Annotated in this window: 15 protein-coding genes and 1 tRNA gene; 7 read left to right on the plus strand and 9 right to left on the minus strand. The window is 44.2% G+C overall.

The genetic code is table 11. The features are described 5' to 3' along the window. Window positions 1–80: 80 nt before the first annotated feature. Complete coding sequence (locus tag QFZ51_RS21095; RefSeq protein WP_429048611.1) at window positions 81–1262, plus strand: alpha/beta hydrolase-fold protein; 1182 nt, start codon at window positions 81–83, stop codon at window positions 1260–1262. 32 nt (window positions 1263–1294) lie between these two features. On the opposite strand, the gene QFZ51_RS21100 is transcribed toward QFZ51_RS21095, so the two are convergent. Then, window positions 1295–2170 carry a cupin-like domain-containing protein gene (locus tag QFZ51_RS21100; RefSeq protein ID WP_429048613.1) on the minus strand — a complete coding sequence of 292 codons (876 nt, stop codon included), beginning with the start codon at window positions 2168–2170 and terminating at the stop codon, window positions 1295–1297. Window positions 2171–2898: 728 nt separating this feature from the next. Here QFZ51_RS21100 and QFZ51_RS21105 point away from each other — a divergent pair. The 3 genes from QFZ51_RS21105 (at window position 2899) to QFZ51_RS21115 (ending at window position 5612) form a co-directional block, all read left to right on the plus strand. Beyond that, window positions 2899–3237, plus strand: coding sequence for a hypothetical protein (locus tag QFZ51_RS21105; protein ID WP_429048615.1), 339 nt, complete (start codon window positions 2899–2901; stop codon window positions 3235–3237). A 415-nt stretch (window positions 3238–3652) separates the two neighbouring features. After that, on the plus strand, window positions 3653–4318 hold the full coding sequence (locus tag QFZ51_RS21110) for a hypothetical protein (protein ID WP_429048617.1): 666 nt from the start codon (window positions 3653–3655) through the stop codon (window positions 4316–4318). Window positions 4319–4415: 97 nt separating this feature from the next. Further along, a complete protein-coding gene (locus QFZ51_RS21115) occupies window positions 4416–5612 on the plus strand; it encodes an IS256 family transposase (protein ID WP_429048619.1) in 1197 nt (398 codons plus the stop codon). A gap of 60 nt (window positions 5613–5672) precedes the next feature. On the opposite strand, the gene QFZ51_RS21120 is transcribed toward QFZ51_RS21115, so the two are convergent. The 8 genes from QFZ51_RS21120 to QFZ51_RS21155 form a co-directional block, all read right to left on the minus strand. After that, a complete protein-coding gene (locus tag QFZ51_RS21120; RefSeq protein WP_429048621.1) occupies window positions 5673–6275 on the minus strand; it encodes a master DNA invertase Mpi family serine-type recombinase in 603 nt (200 codons plus the stop codon). Window positions 6276–6598: 323 nt separating this feature from the next. Next, window positions 6599–10414 (minus strand): DUF7149 domain-containing protein, encoded by a 3816-nt coding sequence (locus tag QFZ51_RS21125; protein WP_429048623.1) that lies wholly within the window; start codon window positions 10412–10414, stop codon window positions 6599–6601. Between the two features lie 668 nt (window positions 10415–11082). Then, window positions 11083–11158, minus strand: a tRNA-Lys gene (locus tag QFZ51_RS21130). A 138-nt stretch (window positions 11159–11296) separates the two neighbouring features. After that, entirely contained in the window at window positions 11297–13765 is a 2469-nt protein-coding gene (locus QFZ51_RS21135) for a glutaminase domain-containing protein (RefSeq protein ID WP_429048625.1), read from the minus strand. A 322-nt stretch (window positions 13766–14087) separates the two neighbouring features. Next, complete coding sequence (locus QFZ51_RS21140) at window positions 14088–15389, minus strand: hypothetical protein (RefSeq protein WP_429048626.1); 1302 nt, start codon at window positions 15387–15389, stop codon at window positions 14088–14090. Between the two features lie 95 nt (window positions 15390–15484). After that, window positions 15485–17785 carry a family 20 glycosylhydrolase gene (locus QFZ51_RS21145; RefSeq protein ID WP_429048628.1) on the minus strand — a complete coding sequence of 767 codons (2301 nt, stop codon included), beginning with the start codon at window positions 17783–17785 and terminating at the stop codon, window positions 15485–15487. A gap of 110 nt (window positions 17786–17895) precedes the next feature. Next, window positions 17896–18495, minus strand: a complete 600-nt coding sequence (locus QFZ51_RS21150; RefSeq protein WP_429048630.1) for a pseudouridine synthase — start codon at window positions 18493–18495, stop codon at window positions 17896–17898. Window positions 18496–18513: 18 nt separating this feature from the next. Next, complete coding sequence (locus QFZ51_RS21155) at window positions 18514–19662, minus strand: putative sensor domain DACNV-containing protein (RefSeq protein WP_370910550.1); 1149 nt, start codon at window positions 19660–19662, stop codon at window positions 18514–18516. 299 nt (window positions 19663–19961) lie between these two features. On the opposite strand from QFZ51_RS21155, the gene QFZ51_RS21160 reads away from it, so the two are divergent. The 3 genes from QFZ51_RS21160 to QFZ51_RS21170 all read left to right on the plus strand — a co-directional run bounded on the left by QFZ51_RS21160 (window position 19962) and on the right by QFZ51_RS21170 (window position 25421). Then, window positions 19962–20546 carry an RNA polymerase sigma factor gene (locus QFZ51_RS21160; protein WP_429048631.1) on the plus strand — a complete coding sequence of 195 codons (585 nt, stop codon included), beginning with the start codon at window positions 19962–19964 and terminating at the stop codon, window positions 20544–20546. A 67-nt stretch (window positions 20547–20613) separates the two neighbouring features. Then, on the plus strand, window positions 20614–21777 hold the full coding sequence (locus tag QFZ51_RS21165) for a FecR family protein (RefSeq protein WP_429048633.1): 1164 nt from the start codon (window positions 20614–20616) through the stop codon (window positions 21775–21777). 254 nt (window positions 21778–22031) lie between these two features. Beyond that, window positions 22032–25421, plus strand: coding sequence for a TonB-dependent receptor (locus QFZ51_RS21170; RefSeq protein WP_429048634.1), 3390 nt, complete (start codon window positions 22032–22034; stop codon window positions 25419–25421). Window positions 25422–25438 lie beyond the last annotated feature (17 nt).

A 25438-nucleotide genomic window follows, 5' to 3' on the forward strand; every position in this document is an offset into this window, starting at 1 on the left:
CTGCGAATTGAATGCAAATAAGCAGTAATTATATATAGCAGTATAAATAATTACTGAAAAAACTAAAACCGGATATTCTAATGATGAACAAGCAGACTTTATACACTATTCTAATACAGGCTATCATGTTGTGTACCGTATGTCAACAGGCATTTTCTCAAACAGATGACAGTATCCCGGCAACCAACCAGTCCCAGGTAAGTATTTTCTCCCGCACACTACAGGAAAACAGAGTGCTGTGGATATATACACCCGAAGGCTACAATACCTCTTCTGAATCATACCCAGTGTTATATCTGCTGGATGGAGACGTTCATTTCAAGTATAGCGTGGCGCTGGCAGAATACCTTACTAACCGCGAACGGATGCCCAAAATGATTATAGTGGGCATCATTAATACTGATCGCCGGAGAGATTTCACACCCGTGCACTCACTTATCTTCAATGATAAAATAGATAGCAGCCTGGCCACCACCGGCGGAGGAGCTAAATTTCTCACATTCATTAAAGATGAACTGCTGCCTTATATGCAAAAGCATTATAGGGTACAACCATTCCGTATACTGGCTGGCGCCTCTCTGGGAGGTCTTTTTACCGTGTATAGCAAAATCACTGCTCCTGCACTGTTCCAGTCCAATATTGTTATGAGTCCGGCCTTTTATGGCGGCAATAACAAAGTGCTATCTGAGGTAACACCGTTTCTGAAAAAGAACCAGGCGATAAAAGGAAGAATATTCCTTTCGATCGGCGATGAAAAAACAGAGAAAGTGGACTCGTTAATCCTCCAGCTGAAAAACCATGCCGGACCGGATTTGAAATGGGACTTTAAAGCCTACAAAGAAGAAGATCACTTTTCAATGCCACTGAGAGCGATGTACGACGGACTACGGTTCATTTATGCTAACTGGTATGTAAATATTGACGACACGACCAATATGTCGGACTATCAGTCTATTGCTAACCACTTCAAAAAATTATCCACGGAATTCGGCTATGACATTATGCCTGGCGAAGATTTTGTAAATTCCTGCGGATACAAACAACTGGAGTTGAATAACATAGACAATGCGATCGATATTTTCAGTCACAATGTCAAAAATTATCCGCGATCAGCCAACGCATATGATAGTATGGGAGAAGCATATACTATTAAAGGCAATAAACAATTAGCCATTGAATGCTATCGGAAGTCCCTGGCCCTGAACCCTGGCAATAAAAAAGGAATGGAGATACTTAAAACCCTCGAAAACAGTAAAAAATAAATACCCGGCAGGTATCTTCTCAACTTAAATTTTCAGGACACATAATTGAGATAAGACTGGTAATACCTGAAAAGATAATTTGAAGGAACGCCCAGGTATAGCCCTGTTGCAACAACACTGTTATAAAACACATTCTGAGATGGCGCTCCCTTGAGTCCTGAAGCCAGGCCGGAGAGTACACTACGTCGTGTATGCCAATCAATATTGAAAGATATTGAATAACTAAGGCCTCTTACCTGGTGCAGCGTACCAGAAGGCATAAATAAAATATCTCCGGGTTCCACAATTACCTCTCCTCTTTCTGCCTCTCTGAGTAGCGGATATTTTTCAAAATCCGGATTCTCCAGATCTACATTGGCCCAACGCCAACTGTTGAGATAACATTTTTCCCGGTCCTTGGCTGCTACCAAATAAAACTTCTTGCTTCCCTGTATCTGAAAGAACAAGTTATGCGTACATAAAGTATCAAAGTGAAGCGGGGTAAGACTGTTTGTGCCTCCCATAAAAAACTGCACAAACTTCCACCAGTTGTTTCCATACCAGGAAGGCAGCAGGAAAGAAGGGAAAGGCGACACATCTTCCTTAAGTTGTGGCAGTAGCAGGAAAATGGGCACATCATGTAAATAAGGTGGATTCGACACCTGCTGTTTTTCGGCCAATTGTTTTTCATATCCTTCCAGCAATGCGGTATAATTTGCCAATGACATCATCACCTTATTTCCTTTAGAAACATCACCGGTTTTAATAGGCAGCTGCAGTGAGTCGCCAAATTTTTTAAAATATTCGTAATTCCATATTTCCAGGGCGGGCCATTTTTTCAGGGCATGCTTTATTAATACCGGTTTACCAGGAATTACAAAGTCACTGTAAAAGGTACTTCTGCTAATATTATTAACTGTTTCTATCATAACAATAAGCGTAAAATGAAAATAAATTGAATTTCCCGGGGAAGCAGGCATACGGCTACCGGTCACCGGCATCCGAAGCGGGTAACTGTAGCTCATGGCGGATGAGAGAGAGATCACGTCATTAATATCAATAGCTACCGCTACCAGTCGTAACAGGCTATTGTTATAAGCGCTAATAAATTGAAAATATTTACTTAAATAATGCCGGGGTAGACTAAACTCGTTCTTTAAGCGACTGCGCGTTAGATTAACACAATTGAAACAACCCAGCCTAATAAAGATAAGAGAATAAATTTAAAAATCAAGTGGAGCAAAATAAAATTATGCGCTCCTCATTTTATGTTACCATTCAGCAGTTCCATGGACCTTTACACCCCACTTCGCTTACCCAATCAACAAAACTTATGTCAAAACAATAAAAATTACCTCTTCCATCTGGAGAAAAAGGAACCAAGTAGCTTGGTTGAGGCATTAATCCCTGCGAATTCGGCAGATGTGAGCCTAACGGGCTTGAGAGAAGTTTTTTTCAGGATTGCCAGATTGTTAGTTTTTATAAAAATGTTTAATTTACTGCTATAGCTGGTTGTCATTAACATCATTCCCCCATATTCACGGCAATTGAATCATCCCAAAACATACGCATTGCTATGAAAAGAAAGCCTCGTGGCTGAAACATGCTGCATACAGTTACCTCCATGTCCCCGGAAGTTCAGCATTATTTTGAGATAATGTTCAAAGATTTAAAAGTACATCTCCCCTTTTTCTCTGACTCATTAAAAAATGCTATTATCGATAGCTGTGAAGTATTTTCTTTCAAGAGGAATGCTATCCTGCTGGACTATGACGAAACCTGCCGGTACTGCTACTTTTGTATTAAAGGACTGGTTATGGGAAGATATATAAAAGATGGTACTGAAAAGGCGAAATGGTTCTTTGCGGAACATGATATGATTATTTCGGTAAAGAGTTTCTTTAACCAGGTAGCCAGTATGGATAAGCTGGTTGCCAAGGAGCCTACTATATGCCTGGCCATATCGTGGGAAAAGCTGGAAAATTCGGCTAAATAAATTCTAAACAAGAACGTAAAAAATTGAAAAAAATGGTATTGTTATTTAAGTCAATATTTTTACATTCGTATAAATATATATCTGGAAACACGCATCAATATAAAAATTCAGGCAAGCTGTAACCCTAAATAAAAATTTCCATGATTGTCAATCCTCCAATGACGTCAGACTTTGAGAATATATCCAAAGAAAATTTAACACAAGCCTTCGATCTTCTATTCAAAATATATGAAAATTATCTTAACTACAATGAGGAGATAATTAGGCAAGAGGTTACTGTTGAAACTATATGGAAACATCATCACGGCACACTACGCACAGCATTGATTTTATTGCATCAGGCCATCGAAAGCCTAATGAAATCAGTTATCTGCGAAACTTCTCCGCTTTTGCTGATTGATAAACAACGAAAGGAATGGCCTCCTTACCTTCATCCCCCGACAAAGATTTTGATAGTTTGTATACAATAGGCGGAGAGATACTATTGATAACATTTTGTGCTCTGCCATTGAAAATTTCAAGAGACAACAAATTAATAAGCTTTATCGAGGAAGTCAGACAGAAAAGAAATAAAGCCGTTCATGGAACAACTCTCAAAGACATATCCACAAAGTATATTATAGAAAATATTTTAAAAACCTTCACGATTTGGTTTGGAAAAGACGCATGGCATAAAGAACTTAAAAAAAATATTTTGAAAAACCCATTATTTGGATACATTGATGTTGATTACGAAAGTAAGACTTCGTACAAGTTTTTAGATTTTGCTCTCACCCTAATTGGCAGAATTTCACTACAAAAACATTTATCTTTGAATATAAAGGGGCATGCGTATTTCTGCCCTGAATGTAAACATGATATTGACAAAGACTACGGAACACTTGAAAGTAAATGGGCCTTTCTTAATCCTAATGAACCTACTTCAACCAAAGTATCTTGTTCTAATTGCCACCAAACATTTGATGTAAAAAGGGAAGAATGCAATATCAAAGAATGTAAAGGAAATGTACTTTTTGATGATAAGGATTATACACAAGACGTTATATGTCTTACTTGCTTTGAAAGACATGAGTACGAATGAAAAATAAGTTAGGATGACACTATTTCATAAACTGTGTAAATATTAAAAATCGGGGTTTTCCACCTCGATTTTTTAATTTTAAATCATATACAGTTTTATGAAGACAGAAGATTTTTTATCAGACGACTTTCTGAAGCAGTTTAGGACAGCAGATCAGCTAAATGATTTTCTTGCCCAGATTCAGAAACGGGGCATTGAAAAGATGTTAGAAGGGGAGCTGGATAGCCATTTGGGCTATGATAAGCATGAACACAATGATAGTGCTAATAGCCGTAATGGCTATGGCAAGAAGAAGATTAAGACCAGCTATGGTGAATCTGAGATAAAAGTCCCTAGGGATCGCGATGCCAGTTTTAACCCTATGATCGTACCTAAACGGGAAGGGATGGCTCAAGGTTTGGAAGAGGTAATTGTGTCCTTTTATGCCAAGGGAATGAGCGTATCAGACATAGAAGAGCAAATAAGGGAAGTATATAAATTTGAGGTTTCCACGGCCACGATTAGCCGTATAACCAGCCGCGTGGCGGAAGATATTGTCGCCTGGCAAAACCGGCCATTAGAACCGGTTTATCTCATAGTCTGGATGGATGGCATTGTGTTTAAAGTACGAGAGAACAGTAAAGTGGTAAATAAAACGGTCTATATCGCTGTAGGACTAAAGCGGGATGGGCTCAAAGAAGTTTTGGGAATGTGGCTGGCTAAGAACGAATCCGCCGCCTATTGGATGACTGTACTTACGGACCTGAAGGCCCGTGGCCTGGAAGATATTTTGATAACAGCCACGGATAATCTCAATGGCTTCACTCAGACCATAAAATCAGTCTTCCCTCAATCTGCCACCCAGGTTTGTGTAGTCCATCAGATACGTAACAGCTGCCGCTATGTAGTCTGGAAAGATAAAAAGGAATTTACCACGGACATGAAAGATGTTTACGCTGCACCGACCAGGCAGGCTGCCATGGCTGCTCTTGACGCTCTGGATGCTAAATGGAGTACAAAGTATGCTTATGCCATCAAAAGCTGGCGTGAGAACTGGGAGGAACTGACCGTCTTTTTTGACTTTCCCCTGGAGATCAGACAGATCATCTACACCACAAACCTCATCGAAAACCTGAACGGCAAAATCAGAAAATACACCAAAAACAAGCTGTCCTTCCCAACTGATGAAGCTGTGCTTAAATCGGTGTACCTGGCTTTACGGGAAGTGTCAAAAAAATGGACCATGCCCATTAGAAACTGGGGCATGATCCTGAATCAATTTTTAACTATTTTTGATAAAAGAGTGAGAATCTAATTATTATCCTGATTCCCCGATTTTTAAGTTTACACACTTATTGAAATAGTCCCGTTAGGATCAAGCTAAAAGATTATTCTGATCAATCCAGTCTTTTAATGTATGTCTGTGTACTTTTAATGCACGCGCAATTTCAATCTGCTTCGCACCTTCAGCAAGCCGCTTTCTTATATACCCGTCGTGTGGCGCTAACTTTGGAAATCTCTTTTTACTACCAGTAGGTCTTCCTAACGTTCTTCCTTCGGATTTTAATCTTGCAAGGGACTCTTTTATTCTTTGTGAAATGAGCGTTCTTTCTATCTCTGCTGAAAGTCCAAATGCGAATGCCAAGACCTTTGAATTTATATTATCTCCAAGTTCATATCCTTCTTTTATCGCAAATACTTTTACCTGTCTTTCCATACAAATGTTTAAGATACTCATTATCTGCATTAAATTCCGTCCCATTCGGGATATTTCGGAAACGATAAGGATATCATCCTGTTTCAATTTTCTCAATAATACTCCAAAAGCTCTTTCATTAAGATTTTTTCGAGAACTGATTGTTTCCTCTACCCATTTAGAAATATTAATTTTCCTTTGCGATGCAAATCTTTTAATTTCAAAACGTTGGTTTTCATTTGTTTGTTTATCAGTACTTACTCTGACGTATGCGTAAACCATTTCTTTAGAATTATGTATAATTTAAACACCAGTTTTTTACCAACCAGAAATGCTTCATTATAACTGGCTGTAATCTTGCTTACCTTACAGCTTTTTCTTAACTCGAAAATATTTCGATTTGCTTTCAAAGAATATTTCCCTGAGCTACTAGGCGATACACGGGAATTAAGCAAAGTCTTCTTTGAAACTTTAAGTATTAAGCCCATTGATGCGGAAATGAATGTCATCTTTGAACAACTGGTAGCTCAGATACAACTATTAAAATCAGAAAACAAAGAAACTCAAACTATCGAGCAAGAAATGGAGAAGATTCTTACAGAAATCTATTCGCTTTCTGAAACTGATAGAGCATTGATAGATTTACGAGAAAATTCAGGAAAGTCAATACGGGAAAGCAGCAGAAGTCTGTCTCTATCTGTTAAATTGTAAAGATCAAAAAATTTTTCGTCAATTATATTTTCAATCTCCTTTGATGATTGATTTAGGGCCTTTATTTCAAGCAACAAATTTATCTTCTCTTCAAACCAATCCTCATCTTGAGCGGGCAGTACGGGTATTGTTTCAAAAAAAACTTTGCGCAATTCACGCGATTCACCTAGTAGCTCAGGGAAATATTCTTTGAAAGCAAATCGAAATATCTTAGAATTGAAAAAGGCTATAAGATATTTTAAGGAACTTCCTGTAAGGATAAAGGATTTGTCGTTGGTAAAAAACTGGTGTTTATCGTATACAAAAGGTAGATATTTGGTCATATTAGGATAAATGATTTTGGGTTTTAAAAAGTCCCGATAGTAGGAAATACTGTCTTGTGTTTCAAACCACTCGTAAGACCCACTTTTCCTCCCCTCCCATTTTCCCATATATTTTTTGGGCTTAGGCTCCAAACGCTTCTTATATTTTAATAAGTGCTTTTCAATAGCAGGGTAATCACTTATTCTAATATTTAAGGCAGGGAAAGTCCCGATTATCCATTTCCCGGGCCAATTGACACTATAAGCTTGGATATCCTCTCCTCTCAATATGGGATGAATTATTTCCGCACTCCTAGCATCTGCCGCAATTAGCTCATTCCTGGTTTCCGTACTTATAATAAACGCCTCGTTATAACCTGTCAATATCCCTCTGTTTATTTGTATATCCCAATCTTTCAATGGTTTCCCAACAGCCTCAATGCGTTTTATCAATTCATATTCTTGTTCATCATATGCAATCCAGCTACCGCCTTCAACGGGATAGTCAATAGATACAAGATTCTGAGGTACGTAAATATCTAAGGATTGTGCTACGTCATAGTCGTTTCCTATTCTACACATTAATATAGAGGTCTCAGGGACTTCCTTATTTAATAGAAGAATATTCGTGTAGGTTGTTGCACTGTCAAACATTTGAGCCATACCAAAATCTACAACAAATCTAACATTACATTTTCTTGAGAAATAGGCACGTGTGACCTTCCCATAATCTGTGCGCATCCATTTATTGCTGGTAATATAACATAATAGTCCATTGGGGCGCAGCAAGTTTATTCCATGCTCATAGAAAAGTTGATAAAGGTCTCCCTTACCTATATAAGTTTCGAATTTTTGCTGTTCTAAAGCTTTTTTATCTAGATCATTCAATTTCTGTAGTTGAACATATGGTGGATTTCCTATTACAACATCAAAACCCATAAAATCACCATTAACGCTCAATATTTCAGGAAATTCTAACCGCCATTCAAAGGCATTCTCAAAAATCTTGTTATTCCGAATCTCTTCAACTTCTATCTCTAGCTCTTCGATTTCAATTGATAGCCGCTCGACTTTTTTCTTCCAATCGTTAGTTTTTTTTTGGGTTGAGCCGAACAAATCCTGAGTTTGGGTTAGTTGAAATAACTCACCTCTAAGTTTTTGTAGAGTTTTGAACTTACTATCACGAAGTTGTATATCTTTTCTAAAATCATTTTTAATGTTTTTAATCAAATCTTCCATTTCACGCTTCTCAGATTTACTGTGTGCATGCTTGTATGATTGAACCGCATTTTTATATGAATCGATCGTAAATTTGCTCTTCCTTAATGCTGGCTGTAGGTCAGCATCGAATGCAAAACGACTTATAAGCGAGTTGCCACACTTAATATTAATATCTATATTTGGTAATGTTTCCAGTTGAGACTGTTGATCGCTGTCACTGGGCTTATAGTATGCACTTTTTAACAACTCAATCCATAAGCGAAGTCGACAAATTTTTACTGAATTAGGATTTATATCTACTCCGAAAAGACAGTTCTCAATAATGATTTCCTTTTCATGAAAAATAGTTTCTTGTACTCGCTGACTCTCTTTACTATTAAAATGATATTCAAACACTTCTCCGTCCGAAGAAACAATTAACTCATCGTTCACAACCTCAATATCATAATCTCTCAACATCCGACCATCTTTGTCTAACAATATACCCAATTCACTTTTAATCGAAATCATTTCATTCAGGGCACTAACCAGGAAATGGCCAGATCCTACCGCTGGATCACAAATCGTAATGCTATTTATTATTTTATTTGCTTCCTTTTTATCAACGATTTTATTATAAAGAGATTCTAACCCATCACATTCCCATCCATTTACTTCATTAAATTTTTGTACAACTGCACGGCGTAAAACTTCTCTACACATATACATCGTCACGAACCCGGGTGTAAAAAAAGAGCCATCTTTATATCCGTTAATCTTCTCAAATATAAGTCCCAATACGGAAGCATTAATGAGGTTCTTATTCTCCTCCTGTATAGCTTCACTTCCTTCACTAGTGAAATCATAAGCATCTAGAAACTCAAAAAGATACTCAAGTGTAAGTAAACTACCGACACGTTTTTTCTTCCCATCACTATCCATTAACACAGTAGCACTGTGAAATGACAACAACATATCATTGTCTAAGCTCCCTATGTCAATTGTCTGTCGCTCTAATTCTGTTCGCTCAAAGAGGGAACTGTTAAGATAAGGAACAAACTTAAATTTTTCTTTAAGCTCAACTCTTCTATTATCTGGTTTTTCGGCCAGGATTTGGAAAAATAAGTTATTCAATTGATCAAAATCACCGACAAATCTTTTGTTGAGAAAGTGATAAGCTTTGTCACCTTTATGATACTTAAATAATTGAGCTTCGAGTAACTTTAGGAACAAAATTCTATTTATCCAAGTAATACATAGCTCTAGCGCTATGTGAAAAGATTGCTCTTCACTGTTAATGCCATAGACAGAAACATTTTTAATATAGTGTAACGCATCACGATCATTCAGCTTCAAGATTGTATTCTCTAATAGAGAAGCATTATCAGGTTTCCCATTACGCTTAATTATTTTCTTTCCGCCTTCCTTTATTTCTTCTAATCCGATTATGTGAAGTAATTCCGAATAGAATCGCGTATCCAACGAATTACTATCATTTGCAAATTTTTCCTTAATAAGATGAACTGGAGATAATACTTTATAAAGCGGAATAAGCTTATCATCATCCAGTTCATTACTATTTAAAGCTGCCTTTTTAAAGTCTCTTAGATGTAATACCGTACACTCCAAATGTATATCCGAATCATCCAAAATATTTTTTAATTCTCCATAAAAGAAAGGATTATCTTTATTGTCACTTTTTTTTAATTCATATAACTTTTTAATTCTTGAATTGCGAAAAATCTTTTTATCAAACTCATTCGCATCAAACAGAAACCATTCTTCGATGTTAGAAGCTATTAGTGACTTCAATATATTATTTCTATTAACCAGCCTCTCATTAAAATAATATAAAATCAATTCATGTAAAGCTTTAACATTAGGCTTATCTATACTGAGCATTTCAACTGTATTCGTAATACTCTTAACCTCAATAATTGCAGATAAGGGTTCCTGAACAGATTTCCCGCTGTGAATCCCCAAATCATTTTTCCCTATTGGATTAATTTGGTATTTGTCTCTATACCAGGTATCACGTAAGAAATATGTCAATTGAGATTTAAGATGTTCTTCATCTCCTACACGCCCAATGCTACTAAATAACTTAGACAGATTCTCTTTTAAAACATTGATGTTATCCCGACTTACCTTTTCTTTGAGGTAGGCTTTATTTAAGGCTTTCTTTACTTTTTGGGCTATTAATTCCATAGTACTAAGATTTTCCTGATATCACTAAAAATTCGAGGCTTGTAAATATAAAATAGTTACTCTTTAGGATAAATTCGATTCAAATTGAAAGTAAGCTATATTCTATGTCAGCTTCATATAGTTTTTTCTAACGTTTGATCTAATAAACTATTCTTTGTAGTTAAGGTTACACAAAGAAGCTATTCTTTTGTAAATAATGTACATTAATATAACGATAAATACATCGTTTATAAAAGAAAAATAGACTTAATTGTTACCTTCGCGCTTAACTTCTTATAAAAAATATTAATAACATTCTTTATAATTATTCTAATTTGCTCAATGAAATACTGTGCGAGATAAGCTATTAACAACTTCTTGTAAAAATCCGCACATAGGTCCTAAGCAAAAAAGTAAGAATTATATAATAGTGCTTGATGAATTACCAGTCTACACCGCATAGGCTTTGAAACTTTCCAGTGACCTTTACTGTACAAAAAATGAACTATTAGTTTATATGCTCAAAATCTGAATCTCAAACGTAATACATTAAAATAAAAATTACCAGTTCTAGTCATCCCAAGTTTTGAACTTGATCCCCACATCTTTACCCCTAAAAACAAAAAAACCTTGTAGAATCAGCTTCTACAAGGTTTGAATTACGTAAGAGTACTTTGTTTTACTCCTGATGGTGATCCCCTTGGGACTCGAACCCAAGACCCATACATTAAAAGTGTATTGCTCTACCAACTGAGCTAGGGAATCTTCTTTTTTGTTTAACGGAGTGCAAAGATAGGAATTTCTAAATTACTTCCAAACTCATTTTGAATAATTTATCCACATCAATTGAAATGAATATATAAAACGCCCTTTCTACGCAACGCAGAAAGGGCGCAATGCAAATCACCTAGAAGAAATTGACGAAGGATTAAACTTCGCATCCAACATCTTCATAAAATACCCTCCTACTACACTCCTCGCCTGAAATCCCACCATCTTCCCATCAGTTGTTTCATGCCAGTCGCTCAGTGGTACCCGTGTAGTCGTGCCCGTTACATAGGTGTATAAAGGCGCTACCAGGGCGTCAAAGTCGGAAGAGTTATCAGTGAGTACAGCTGTCCACATAATCCAGTCGGATTTGGTGTAGGTCTTACGGCTGTCCAGTGGAAGCCCGAAATGCTGTTGTTTAGTCAGGTAAAAGTTTGTTTCTTTTTTGTATACCGCCGCAGGGAACAGGTTAAAGTTGAGCACTTTGTCCCATACCATATTGTACTTCTGGCTCCAGGTGTTTTTGCTTTCGAAAGCAAGACTGAAATGATCGCCATCATCAGCGAGCTTCACCCAGTTGGCGGCCATTTCTTTGGCGGCGTTTTCGTATTTAGTGGCTACGTCGGTAAGCCCTTGCTGTTTAGCCAGCATGGCGTAGGAACGGATACCGGCAATCGCTTTCAGGGAAAGATTGGTATTGCGGGCAAGGTGGCCTGCAAAGTCGTCAGTACATAACTGGTTAGCGGGGTCAAAGCCTTCTTTCAGCAGGTATTCCGCCCAGGTGGTGAGCGTTTTCCAGTGTTTCTTGGCGTAGTCCGCATTGCCTTCTGCGCGGGCAATGGCGCCTGCCAGCACCAGCATGTTACCGGATTCTTCTACTGGCATGCCTTCGCCGTAGGCTTGTCCGTTGGCGAGTGGATAGGTGCCCAGGTCGTGTGCAGCGTAAGGTTGTGTGTACTTGCCGCTTTCAGAGAAATAGAAGATGCCGTTCATCATGCCTTTCAGCAGGTCCGGGTTGTAGAGCAGGAACAGCGGGGCCGATGGATAGGTAACATCTACCGTATTGATACAGCCGTTGCTGAAGTTTTCTTTGGAAAGAAACAGGATATCTCCCTGCGGACTCTTAGCCAGTTTGTGCGCGGAAATCGCTTGTCTGTAGGCCAGTTCGCAGAGTTTGGCGTAGGTTTCACCACCGGCGCTTACGGCATCTTTATACAGCTGCGCATTGAATTTCGCGCATTTTTCGAGGATGGAAGCGTAACCAGTGTAAGCGGCATTCAGTTGTTTATCGATGGTTTGGGTGGCATCATTTTTCCACCATGCTTTCAGGTTGGTATTGAAATACTGCAAAGCGTAAAGATCATCGTAGCCGAGCAGGAACACCTGCTCTTTCGGCGTGGCGTTTACCGTGCCCAGGTCCACAGCGGTGCTAAGCACCAGTTGCTTGTCCTGTTTGGTGCTGGCGGTAGTACCGTTGGCAAATGCGGCCATGGCATCCCCGGCGTTGCTGATATATTGTACCGGGCGTGTGGCGGTGGGTGTGGCTACATACATATAACCCCAATCTATCCGCAGGTCGTCGCCTTTCTTTTTCAGCACCGGTTGTTCTTTGGTGCCGGCTTTTAATATGGAGAGCTGGCCGTTGGTATATTTAGCAGTAGTTACGGCCTGTGCGGGCACGTTTACGCTGATGTTGGTAGAGGCGCCAAAGTATACCTGCACTTTGTGGGCAGCGTTGTCGTTGGACGTTACTTTATAAGAGATGTAAGAAACGGGCCTCGACAGCAGCATCAGGTCGTCCATGAGCAAGGGCGAGGTAAAGGTGAGGGTTACATCTGCTTTGCCGCAGGTGAACTGGTAGCTGGTTTGGGTGGCGTTGATGTTCACCGCTGTCTGAACTCCTTTCTCTATGCCTTTGTTGCCCGGAGGAGGTACCAAACGCGCAATGCCGGCATCCAGGAAGGCGCCGCCGGCGGTGTTCAGGATGTGTACGGCCAGTACGTTGCCTTTGGGCTTTAACTTACTTTTTACGGCATCCGGTATTGGCCTGTAGATGTACTGATTCAGCCAGCCTTTATGCCCGTAAATTTCCTCCCCGTTGAGGTATACGGTAATATTATCATCATGAGAGATTTTCAGGAATAACTCCGCGGCGCTCAGGTCGCCCGCGTCAAAGGTTCTCCTGGTCCACAGCTCCTTGCTTTCCCAGCGGGTACCGCCGGAGGCCACGTTATCGCCAAATGGCGCTTTTCCTGATTTCCAGGCTTTGTCGTCAAAGGAGGACGCCATCCAGTCGTCCGCAGGGGCGGATTCAGTATACTTCACCTGGTAAGGCGCTTCATCGCTGGTAGCGGCTATGGCCTGGTAGCTCTGTTCGTTCTGTCCCAGCACGCGGTAGGTAACGCCGTCTACCTTTACCAGCCCAGTGAGCGATTGAGCCGCGCCGGTCCAGTGTTTGGTGGTGCTGCCATTCAATTCGTCGGTAGCCGACCAGATACTGAAATAAGGATCATGCGTGATCAAAGGATAAGACGGAGCCTTTTGTTGTGCCACAGCGCCGCCGCCGATGCCCAGCAGGGCCAAAAATGCGAGTGTTTTCACCATAACGTGATTTGATAAATCGATTAAGCGTATAAAGTACAGTTAATAAAAGTATTACATTTTCCGGGGGATTCATAACCGTTCATAAAAAAACGTCCCCGTTACTGGTATATCGTCCATCAACGTGGTTAGTACTAGCTGTCGAAAAAATATCTCCGGAGAAAAAAAAGAAAAGGGGAAACACAAAAAAAACGCAAACCCTACTCCCGCCTTGGAGGCCCTGAGAAGCCTTGTCAGTACGTTTTCGGATCTGCGCGTATCTTAAATTAATTAAATGCGGTGCCTATAAGGAGCGCAAAAATACACTTTTACATTAAATTCTTCGCTAAATCTTAGGGAATAACGCAAACCATTCCGGCCGCGAACGGATCAATGTGGCAATGCCCCATATCAGCACCGCCATGCCCAGCGCACCCCACGCCTTCTTATCCTTCCAGCTCCAACCCAGCACTACCGGCAGCTCCCAGTACTTGATCAGCAAATACACCAGCAACCCGCCCATGCCTGTCCAGGTAAGTAACAGCATGCCCAGTTGCGATCCTGTTACCACTACCCCGAAAAGAAAGCCCAGTGTAACCACCTGCAGCCAGATATAATTTTTACCACCGCTGTGGATCACGTCTGCGATGGAAATAAACAACAAGGCGCCTGTGAGGAAAATCGTCAGCATCAGCAAGGCCTCTTTCAGCACCACCGGCAGCAGTAACAACACGCCCCATACCACCAGGGAAATGAGCACGTAAGTGGCTGCACGCTGATCTTTGGGCCGTAACCGCTCGTAGGTAAAAGGGAACAGCAAACGGCTCAACGCCTTTTCCATGCTCCGCAATGGCGGCAACGTAAATATCCCTATCATCGCCGGCACAATCACCTCATACGGATACCACACATCCGCGCATACCTGCATTACCCACAATATCGCGGCCGAAGTAAGGGTCGCCGGCACAGATACATATAAAAAAGCCTGCATCGGCGTGTTATAATGATCAAAACTCTGCAGGATGATATGCGTATACTGCTTTGCAAAATAACGGCGTGTAAGGATGGCCGTTAGTTGCGTCCAAAACAACACCAACGCTACGTGGATCACAATGGTACGGATGATCAGCTCCGGGATCAGCGGCCCCCAGTAAATGCCCGCCAGCGCTACTATCAGCAGCTCCCAACTAAGCATCTGCGGCGAAAATAACCGCCGGTAAAAGGGATACAGATGCCGCACCAGCCATTGCCAGGCGCCCGGCAGGTACCGGCCAATCAACTGCACGGCCGCAAAAGCCCCTACCAGCGCCGCCAGCCCCAGCAACAGCCTCGAAGCGGTAAACACGCCCCTGAGCGCCTGCAAACGGGAAGGCTTCTTAATGGTGTAGGTCAGTTCAGTATTCGTTAGCAACTCTGTTGCCAGCAACTTACCCTGTTCAGGCGAAATAGCCCCCAACGCCGGCTGATGCACGCGCCAGAAACTGTCTGCCTCCGCAGGACTCGCCCAGGTATTCAAGGTGCCATATTGATACAATAACGTTCTTTGCTCAGAACTAAGAGAGGCCAGGATCTTCGCCAACGCAGCATCTGTTGCAAATGCCGCCTGACTGAAGGTTAACAGGAACAGGAATATTTTTATGATACGCATAGATGGTATCAAAAATAACAAAAAAATTTACTTCCCAAAAAAGAAGAAGCGGATAGCTGAACAGCCACCCGCTTCCTTTATCTTAAAAACATTTTTTATAACCCCGCTCCCAGCCAGCTGTCTGGTACCGGTTGCAGCTTACTGCCGTTCACGCTGTATTCCAGCTTCAGCGTGTACCCGCCTCCCCCTTCTACAAACGTTACTTTAATAGGATGCCATCCTTTCTCCAGCGCTACCTGCCCGCTTTTCTGCAACGGCGCATGCCAGCCATCGTTGTTCACCACTTCCTGGTCATCGATGTATAATATGGCGCCATCATCTGCCGTCAGGTAAAAACTGTAGATGCCGGTAGCCGGTACATTGATATAACCATACACCCGCGCACCAAACGGACCGCCGCCTTTACCCATTCCTTCCGGAATAATGGCATTGCTCACACGCATGGAGCTGTCGGCCTGCTCTTTGATCTTTGCAGCGCTTTTGTAGGCGCCTTCAACATAATCCAGCTTCAAACCCGGCCGCGCATCTTTTACCACAGTAGCTTTGCGGTAGGCTTCTTTGCGGTAACGAAGCGTATAAATATCGCCCCGGTTGCCCGCGGGACTGAAAGCCGCCAGCCTGATCGTTTGCGGCTCCCGGATCACATAATTGTCCGGTAACACGGCCGCCTGCTCACCGGGAATCGTGCCATCCGTTGTATAGCGGATAGTCATGTCCGTTAGTGGCTTCTTTACACGCAGCGTTACTTCATCTACAAACACGTTATCTTCTGTAAAACCGTCCAGGTCAGGTAAACGGTAATGCACACCCAGCACATCCAGGCGTTTGTATTGTTCGTTGAGGCGTTGCAGATAGTGGTCGTACTCGTTCCGGTTCGTCCACAATACTTCCGCCAGCGCAGTCATACGCGGCATAAACATATAGTCGGCGCGTTTCTCCGAAGGAATGTATTCCGTCCACATATTCGCCTGCGCACCCATGATGTGCGTAGCCTCATCAGCCGTTAAACCTTTTGGCACCGGCTGAAAATGATATACATTATAAATGGAATTACGATCCGGAACCGCGTCGAAATACAGCGGGTTGCCCGGTGTCATGATCACGGAGTTGCCATGCCGCGCTGCTTTTACAGGGGCATCCGGCACCCAGGAGCGCCAGTACATCAGCACCGCCGTAGGACTGATACCTCCTTCCAGAATTTCATCCCAGCCAATCAGTACCTTGCCTTTTGAGTGGAAAAACTTTTCCATGCGCTTCACAAAATAACTCTGCAGCTCCTCTACCGTTTTCAGGCTGTTGGCTTTCATTACTTCAGCACACAACGGAGAAGCAGCCCAGCTGGTTTTCTCTACTTCATCGGCGCCAAGGTGAATATATTTTGAAGGAAACAACGCGGCGATTTCTGTAAATACATCTTCTGCAAAAGCAAAAGTAGATTCGTTACACGGGCAAATAGGCGTGGAAAAATTCTTGCCCCAGCCTATTTCACCACTACAGGCAAGAAAAGGATATGCCCTGATAGCGGCCATCATATGACCCGGCATATCAATTTCAGGAATAATTTCCACCTGCCTGTCGGCCGCATAGCGGATTATATCCTTCATCTGCTCCTGCGTATAAAAGCCGCCATACAGCGTTTTACCATCTTTATGAATAATATGCTGCGTATCAATAACCATGTCCGGATTGGTAGCGGCCATCTTCATACAAACAGAATCCTGGTTATTAAATTCCCTCCAGGCGCCCTGTGAAGTAAGCAACGGGTACTTTTTTATTTCTATGCGCCAGCCCTGATCATCGGTCAGGTGCAGGTGCAGCTTATTCATTTTATATAATGCCAGCAGGTTGATGTATTTTTTAAGATAATCAACAGAGAAGAAATGACGCGATACATCCAGGTGCATCCCACGCCAGCCGTAGGCCGGGTGATCTTTCACCAGCATATCCGGGATGGCGATGCTTTTTAACGCCGCCGCATGTGCTCCTTCAATGGAAGCAGGCATCAGCTGTCTTAATGTTTGGATGGCACGGAAAAATCCTGCCGGTGTGCGGGCGGTGATCAGCAACTGCTGCTCACTCACGTCCATCGTATAATCTTCCTCGCCGGCAAGCGCAGGATTCTGCTGCATCACAATGGCGCCCTTCACGGGCTTCTTTGTTACCCGCAAGGATGCTCCCAATGCCTGCGCAAATAAAGATTGCAGCTGCGCCGCTTCGGTAGAAAATTGCGCCCGGTTGGCCGGCAACACCAGTTTGGTAGCAGGTGTAATTACAAATGAGCCGGTCCTGGCCTCCAGTTGCTGCGGATAAGGAATTAAGGGATAGCGCTCAGATTGCGCAAAAGTAGCCTGCATCAGTAAACACAAAGCCCCTGCAAGCAAAAAAATCTTCTTCATAAAAAATCTCATTAAAGCATGATGTCCAAAGGGCAAACCTAATAAGAAACAAGGCCCCAAACTAATGGGATCTTCACTTATCATGCAGCTATATTCATCTCTGACAGATGTTAATCTTTATAATCTGTGATCTTCAGCAGTTCAAAAAACTCGGCTTCCCGCAGTTCCCTTACTTCGCCGGGTTGCATGTCTCCCAGCAACAGGTTTTCGATAGACACGCGGATCAGCCGCTGGCAGCGGTGATGCACCGCTCCCACCATTTTACGCACCTGGTGAAATTTCCCTTCGGTTAACGTGATCAGCAGCCAGGTATGCGGTACTTTAATAGGCAACTCCCGCGGGTGATCAAACAGTCCCTCCGGGCGCGTTACTATTTCCACGCGGCACGGCGTGGTAACGTACTCCTCGCCTTCCCCCACGCAAATAGGCACCCCTTCTTTCAAACGTTGCAGGGTGGCCTCGTTCATCTCCCCTTTTACTTTTACGAGATACGTTCTTTCATGCGGTACCTTCCCCTGGAACAACAACCGCGTCACCTTTTTATTGGTGGTCAATATCAGCAGCCCTTCGGAATGATTGTCCAGCCGCCCAATGGCATGGGTTCCCTCCGGGAAATCAAACGGCAGCTCCCCGAGCAACCTCACATCGTGAGAGCTGACAAACTGCGACACCATATCAAAAGGCTTGTTAATAATGAAGTATCTGTGCATAAGAGGCTGCAAAGTAAGTTATATCAGCAGGATATCGATCCGGTGCGCCTGTACCAGCTGCTGCTGGTTCGACCAGGAGAATATCGTAAAGTATCCATCCTGCGAGGCTACCAGCGCCTGTGAATCGTGCTGGTCGTGCACAAACTGCGCAGCGGACAAATGCCGCGTTCCCCCGATGGCAGACGGATGTATCAGCGTAGGCACGCCGCCTTCTATCGGCTCGGCCAGCAATACTTTATCAACGGGCCAGGCATCTTTGGCGCGGGTGATCTTAGCGCCAAAAGCCAGTAACTCCTGCTGGTCGTTTACAATAGTGGCGCCGTCTACAGCGGTAAGCCCGGTGATATTCTCCACTTCGCGGCGAAGTGCATTCTGCCAGAAAATTTCGGTCACGCTTTTCCCGTCATAGCGCAGCAAATCGGCCACCCCTGAAAAGGCAGGGCTGATGGGATATTGAAGCGGGTGAATGATAGATTCGCGCCAGGCGTCGCTGTTGGAAGGCGTTACCAGCAAAATACCACCCCGCTTGTGCGCACGCATCGACACGGCAATTTGTATCAATACATTCACGCTGTTGTTCCATAAACAGGAAGGCGTTAAGCCCAGCAGGGATTTCAGGATCGGCGGACTGTCGGGCAGCAACCCGCTGTCTTCGTTCACCACCTTCACCTGGTCGCCACGAAGCATGGCCACATTGGTAAACTTGCCCAATCCGGCGGCACGGCGGTGTTTTACTACCAGCAATCCCGGTTCCGATACATCCAATACAAAACAGAGGTTGGGTAATTTTATAGTAGTGCCCCATACGTGCAACTCATCGCCCACCGGCCATACGCCAATATGAATGCCGGGGCGTTCCACGCCCGGCGCCAGTTTGGTGAGCAGCTGCGGCGTGAGCAGCAGGGGTTTCTCAAAAAGCAGGGGCTTGCCGGCCTGTGAAGGCGGCAAAAACGCCAGGGAAATCCGGATGGCGTTCCCTTCTTCCTTGCGCAAGCTGGCCCAAAAGGCCACGTCAATGATCTTTTCCACCTGCCAGGCTGCCGGCACAGTGGCGAGATCATCTTCTCCATTCTCCTTCGCAGCGCAAAGATGTTTCTTAAAATGTGCTTCTATCGTTCCGGCCACCTTCGCGGCGGCCTGGTATGTTGCGTCGTTTGCTATTTCCATAAATCCTGGTCACATTTAATCGTCCTTATATAATATTAAACCGCTAATTTAAATCATTTCGGAATAGCAGGCGCCATGTGAACTTTTCCTCATGTCCAACGGCACCGCTGGGCTATCCCGGAACCTTTGGCGACGGTAAGGGCCGGAGCGGCGGCATGTAACTTTTTAAATCTTTTAGTAAACGCAGTGGACAAAGTTCCGCTGCGTTTATTAAAAGCTAAAATAATATTAATCGCGGCGAATTTACGGCTAACAAGCTATCTGGAAATCAAGTAATTTGGGGTTACTTGTAACCACGTATGGAAATAAATACTTACAATGAGAGGGAACTTTTGTTGAGCCTCGCTCAGGGCAACGATCATGCCTTTGCGGGTGTATTCCATCACTACCGTCACCGCATATACGCAATTGCCTTCCGCCTGCTCAATTCTACTTCACAAGCTGAGGATATTGTACAGGATGTTTTTCTGAAGATGTGGCTCAAGCGGTATGAACTCCATGAAATCAGTCACTTCAAAGCATATCTCTTTACCACTACCCGCAATCATATTTTCACGTCCATGAAGCTGCTGGCCCGTGAACAGCTCATGGAATCCGAGCTGTCGGCCGCCATGGTACCGGATGTAAGAGACGTTCATGTCATCCATAAAGAATATGAACAGATCCTGCAACATGCCATCGCCCAGCTTCCACCCCAACAGGAACTGATCTATAAACTCAGCAAGGAAGAAGGCCTGAAAAGAAATGAAATCGCCGACCGCCTCCAGCTAAGCCCCGAAACCATTAAAGTACACCTGGCCAATGCCATGCGCTCTATCCGCGCATTTTGCCTCACCCGCATGGACCTTAACACCTTCCTTCTCCTGGTTTGGATTTACAGTTAAATATTTTTTTTTAAAAGCACTAACCCATGTGCTTCTTTTTATAGTCTCCTTATTCAAATCGCTATTCATGACAGTATCCCGATTCAGATACCTGTTTGATCGTTACTATAGCCGGCAATACACACCGGAAGAAAAAAAGGAGTTTATGCTCCTGATGGAGCAATCAACACATGACGAAGAACTTAAAGAACTACTCGATGAACTGCTCCTGCAGGCAGATGAGGACAGCAGCGCCATGCCGGACAATACCGCCGCCAACATGCTGCAACAGATCATGCAAACCAGCAACAGCGAGCCACAGCCGGCCCCTGTGCGCAGGATAGCAGTATGGAAACGCGCGGCCGTAGCCGCCTGCGTGCTCGGCGTACTCGCACTGGCTGGCTATAAACTATATGTGAAAAGCAGCGCCGTTAATACGGCCGTTGCCAGCAACCACGCTCCTGCCCGTAAAGAGGAACACGCCCGCCTGGTACGTGGCGATGGCGCGGTGATCGACCTGGAACAACATAAAGATGAAGCAGTAGATGTGCAATCCGGCGTATCCGTTGCCCGCAAAGGCAACACCCTTGCCTATAACAGTAGCGCCACCATCACGCCTACCATCAATACCCTCTATACTAATAAAGGTGGTACCTACCAGTTAATATTACCCGATGGCACCAAAGCATGGCTCAACGCCGCCTCTTCCATCCGTTTCCCCACCGCATTCACCGACAGCACCCGCGAAGTAACCATCCAGGGAGAAGTATATTTTGAAATAGCGCATCAGGCCAGTCAGCCTTTTATTGTAAAAGCCAACAACATGAAAATAGCAGTACTGGGTACCCACTTTAATGTGATGGCATATGAAGAAGAACAAAACATCTGCACCTCCCTGCTGGAAGGCGCCGTAAACATCATCAGCGGAAATACCGTACGGCAAATGAAACCCGGCCAGCAGGCGCTCGTAAACCGCGATCATCATGGTATCAGCATCAGTAATGCTGATGTAGAGGCAGCAATCGCCTGGAAAGAAGGCCGCTTCGAATTCAATGGTAACATCAAAAGCATTATGCGCGAACTGGCCCGCTGGTACGATGTGCAGTTTATCTATGAAGGCGAGCTGACAAATAAAGCGTTCGCCGGCACCTTCTCCCGCCACGACAGCCTGAAAGATATTTTGCAACAACTGGAATTAACCGGCAGTATTCATTTCAACATCAACGATAAAACAATTACAGTAAGTCCTTAACACCACGCGCATTTTTAGTTATGAAAAAAGAAATAAGTCAGCCAAAATCAACGACAGCTTAACATTTAAAGCTATTTACCGGCAGTGAATAATTACCAGCGGCCTGCTCGCACTGGCGTAGCTATGCCCTTATGTTCCTGTTACGTTATCAACCTTAATAACATGCTAAATCGCAGTAAAAAATGATGCAAACTTCTCTGAAAGTCCGCCATAACTGGTGGCATGTTTCATCGAACCAAAAACTATTATGCTTTATGAAACTAACCTTTCTGCTGCTGCTCGCCGCCGTTCTCCAGGCCCACGCCACCGGCTATGCGCAGCCCGTTACGCTGCACGTAAAAGCAGCCCCCCTCACGGAAGTGATTAAATCTATCAGGAAGCAAACCGGGTATGTATTTGTATTTGACCTGCAAATGGTGGAAAATGCCAAACCGGTTAACTGCTCACAGGACAATGTACCCCTGGAGCGCCTGCTGGACGACATCTTCCGGGACCAGCCTCTCACCTGGACCATCGTTAAAAAAACAATTATCCTTAAAAAGAAACCCCTCATCGCCTCCACCGTTCCCACCGGCACGGTGCGTATAAAAATAAAAGGACAGGTAACGGAAAACAGCGGCACCCCCATGGTAGGCGTATCCGTTGTTAATAAAACATCCCGCACCAACGCCCTCACCGACGAACTGGGTATCTTCACCATAGAAGCCAATGTGGGCGATAGCCTCCTCTTTACCATGATCGGTATGCAGCCGCAAACAGTACAGGTAAAAAACGACAAACTCCTGAAAATAACGATGCAGCAAAAAGTATCGGATGTAGGTGAAGTGGTGGTGGTAGCCTATGGCACCCAGAAAAAAACCAGCATGGTGAGCGCGGTAACCAGCATCAATCCAAAAGAACTGAAAGGCCCTACCAGCAATCTTACTACCATGCTCGCAGGCCGCCTGTCTGGTGTAATATCCTACCAGCGCAGCGGGGAACCCGGCAGGGACAACGCCAGCTTCTTTATACGCGGTATCACCACTTTCGGCACCGGTAAAGTGGATCCGCTCATCCTCATAGATGGAATGGAATCCAGCACCAACGACCTCGCCCGCCTGCAGCCGGATGATATCGCCGGGTTTTCTATTCTGAAAGATGCCACCGCATCCTCCCTCTATGGCGCCAGGGGCGCTAACGGCGTGGTATTGGTAACGACCAAATCCGGCGTGGAAGCAAAAACATCTTTTAATGTACGCTTCGAAAACTCCATCTCCAGCAATACCCGCAACTTCCAGTTTGCAGACAACATCACCTATATGAAACTGGCCAATGAAGCCGTGCTCACCAGGTTTCCGCTGCAGGATGTTCAATACTCCCAATCTAAAATAGACCATACTGCCGCCGGCGATGATCCGCTGCTGTATCCGAATAATAACTGGATCGAACAACTGATCAAAGACTACACCGTCAACCAACGCACTAACTTCAACCTGAAAGGCGGCGGAAAAGTAGCCCAGTTCTATATTGCAGGTACTTATAACGTCGACAATGGCGTGCTAAACGTTGATCAGCGGAATAATTTCAACAGCAACATCAAACTAAAAAACTATTCGCTCCGCTCCAACGTAAACATTAACCTCACCCCCACTTCGCAGGCAATTGTACGTACCTACGGCCAGTTCGATGATTATAACGGACCAGTAGGCGGCGGCGCAGGGCTCTTTTCACAAACTATATGGGCCAACCCCGTAATGTTCCCCGCTGTTTATCCCGCCAGCTATGCACCGCAATTAAAACATCCATTGTTTGGTAACGCCATCAAACCAGGCTCCCCCAGCCTGCCCGGCAACGGAAGTAACCTCTATAATAACCCTTACGCCAACTCCGTTTCCGGTTACCAGCAATACAACACCTCTACACTGTTGGTACAACTGGAACTGAAACAGGACTTGAAATTCCTGCTTCCCGGCCTCACCGCGCGCATGATGGGTTATACAGAACGTTACTCCTACTTCGATGTAACGCGCAGGTACACCCCTTACTTTTATACCATGAGGTATGATCAGTTCACAAAAGAACCGGTGCTCACTTCACTCAACACCAATGGTACCGAATACCTGGGCTATGAACCCGGCAATAAAGTGCTGAACACTACGGCTTATATGGAAGCTGCGGTTAACTACAACCAGCAGTTCAATAAAGTACATAACGTGTCCGGTATGCTCATCGGCCTGGTACGCAACTACCTCACCGCCAACGCCGGTACACTGCAAACATCCCTGCCACACCGCAACCAGGGCGTGTCCGGCAGGTTTACCTACGACTACGACAGCCGCTATCTTGCAGAATTTAACTTTGGATACAATGGCTCCGAAAGATTCGCCAGCAACCATCGCTTTGGATTCTTCCCCTCCGCCGGTATCGCCTGGAACCTTCAAAACGAAGCGTTCTTTAAACCATTCTCCAAAACAATCGATAAACTGAAACTCCGCGCCACCTACGGACTGGTAGGTAACGACCAGATCGGAAATGAAGACGACCGCTTCTTCTACCTGTCGGATGTAAATATGAACGACAATTCCAAAGGCGCCTCCTTCGGAGAAAGAAGAAGCTACTACCGCAATGGCGTATCCGTGAACCGTTATGAGAACCGCGACATCACCTGGGAAAAATCATACAAAACAAACCTCGGTATGGAGGTCGGCCTCTTCAACGCCATGAACATCACCCTGGACGTATACCAGGAAAACCGGAAAAATATCCTCATGACACGGAGCACCATTCCCAGCACCATGGGGCTCAATGCCGCCACACAGGCTAACGTTGGCGAAGCCTCCGGTAAAGGCGTGGATCTCTCGGTCGACTATACGAAAAGTTTCAACAACAACTCCTTCGTACAGTTCCGCGGTAACTTCACCTACGCTACCAGCAAGCTGCTCGTAAATGAGGAACCCATTTACCCGGAAGAATACCGCTCACGGGTAGGACATCCCCTTTCCCAAAGCTGGGGTTATATTGCAGAACGGTTATTTGTAGATGAACAGGAAGTAGCCAATTCGGCCTACCAGAACTGGGGACAGGCAGTAATGGGCGGAGATATCAAATACCATGATGTAAACGGCGACGGGCAAATCAACAGCTCCGATGCGGTGCCCATCGGGTTACCTACCACACCGGAAATCACTTATGGCTTCGGGTTTTCTTTTGGTTACAAACAACTGGACCTTAGCTTTTTCTTCCAGGGATCTGCCCGTTCTTCCTTCTTTATCAGCTCTTACCAAATTTCACCGTTTGTGCTGAACGAAGGCGGCCAGCATGGCCTGTTACAAGCCATTGCGGATGATCACTGGAGCGAAAGTAACCGCAACCTCTACGCCATGTGGCCACGCCTTAGCGACTACTTTGTGAACAACAACAATCAAACGTCTACCTGGTGGATGCGCAGCGGCGACTTCCTCCGGTTAAAATCCCTCGAAATGGGATACACCTTTTCCAAACGCCTGCTGGACCGCGTACACATGACCAACGCACGCATCTACGCCAACGCCTCCAATCTTTTTGCGATCAGCAAATTTAAAACCTGGGATCCCGAAATGGGAGGCAACGGGCTTGGCTACCCGGTACAAAGGGTTATTAATATGGGAATAACCCTGGGACTTTGATTCACCGCTTAACTGTG

The sequence above is a fragment of the Chitinophaga sp. W3I9 genome (assembly GCF_050434025.1).
Lineage (GTDB): Bacteria > Bacteroidota > Bacteroidia > Chitinophagales > Chitinophagaceae > Chitinophaga.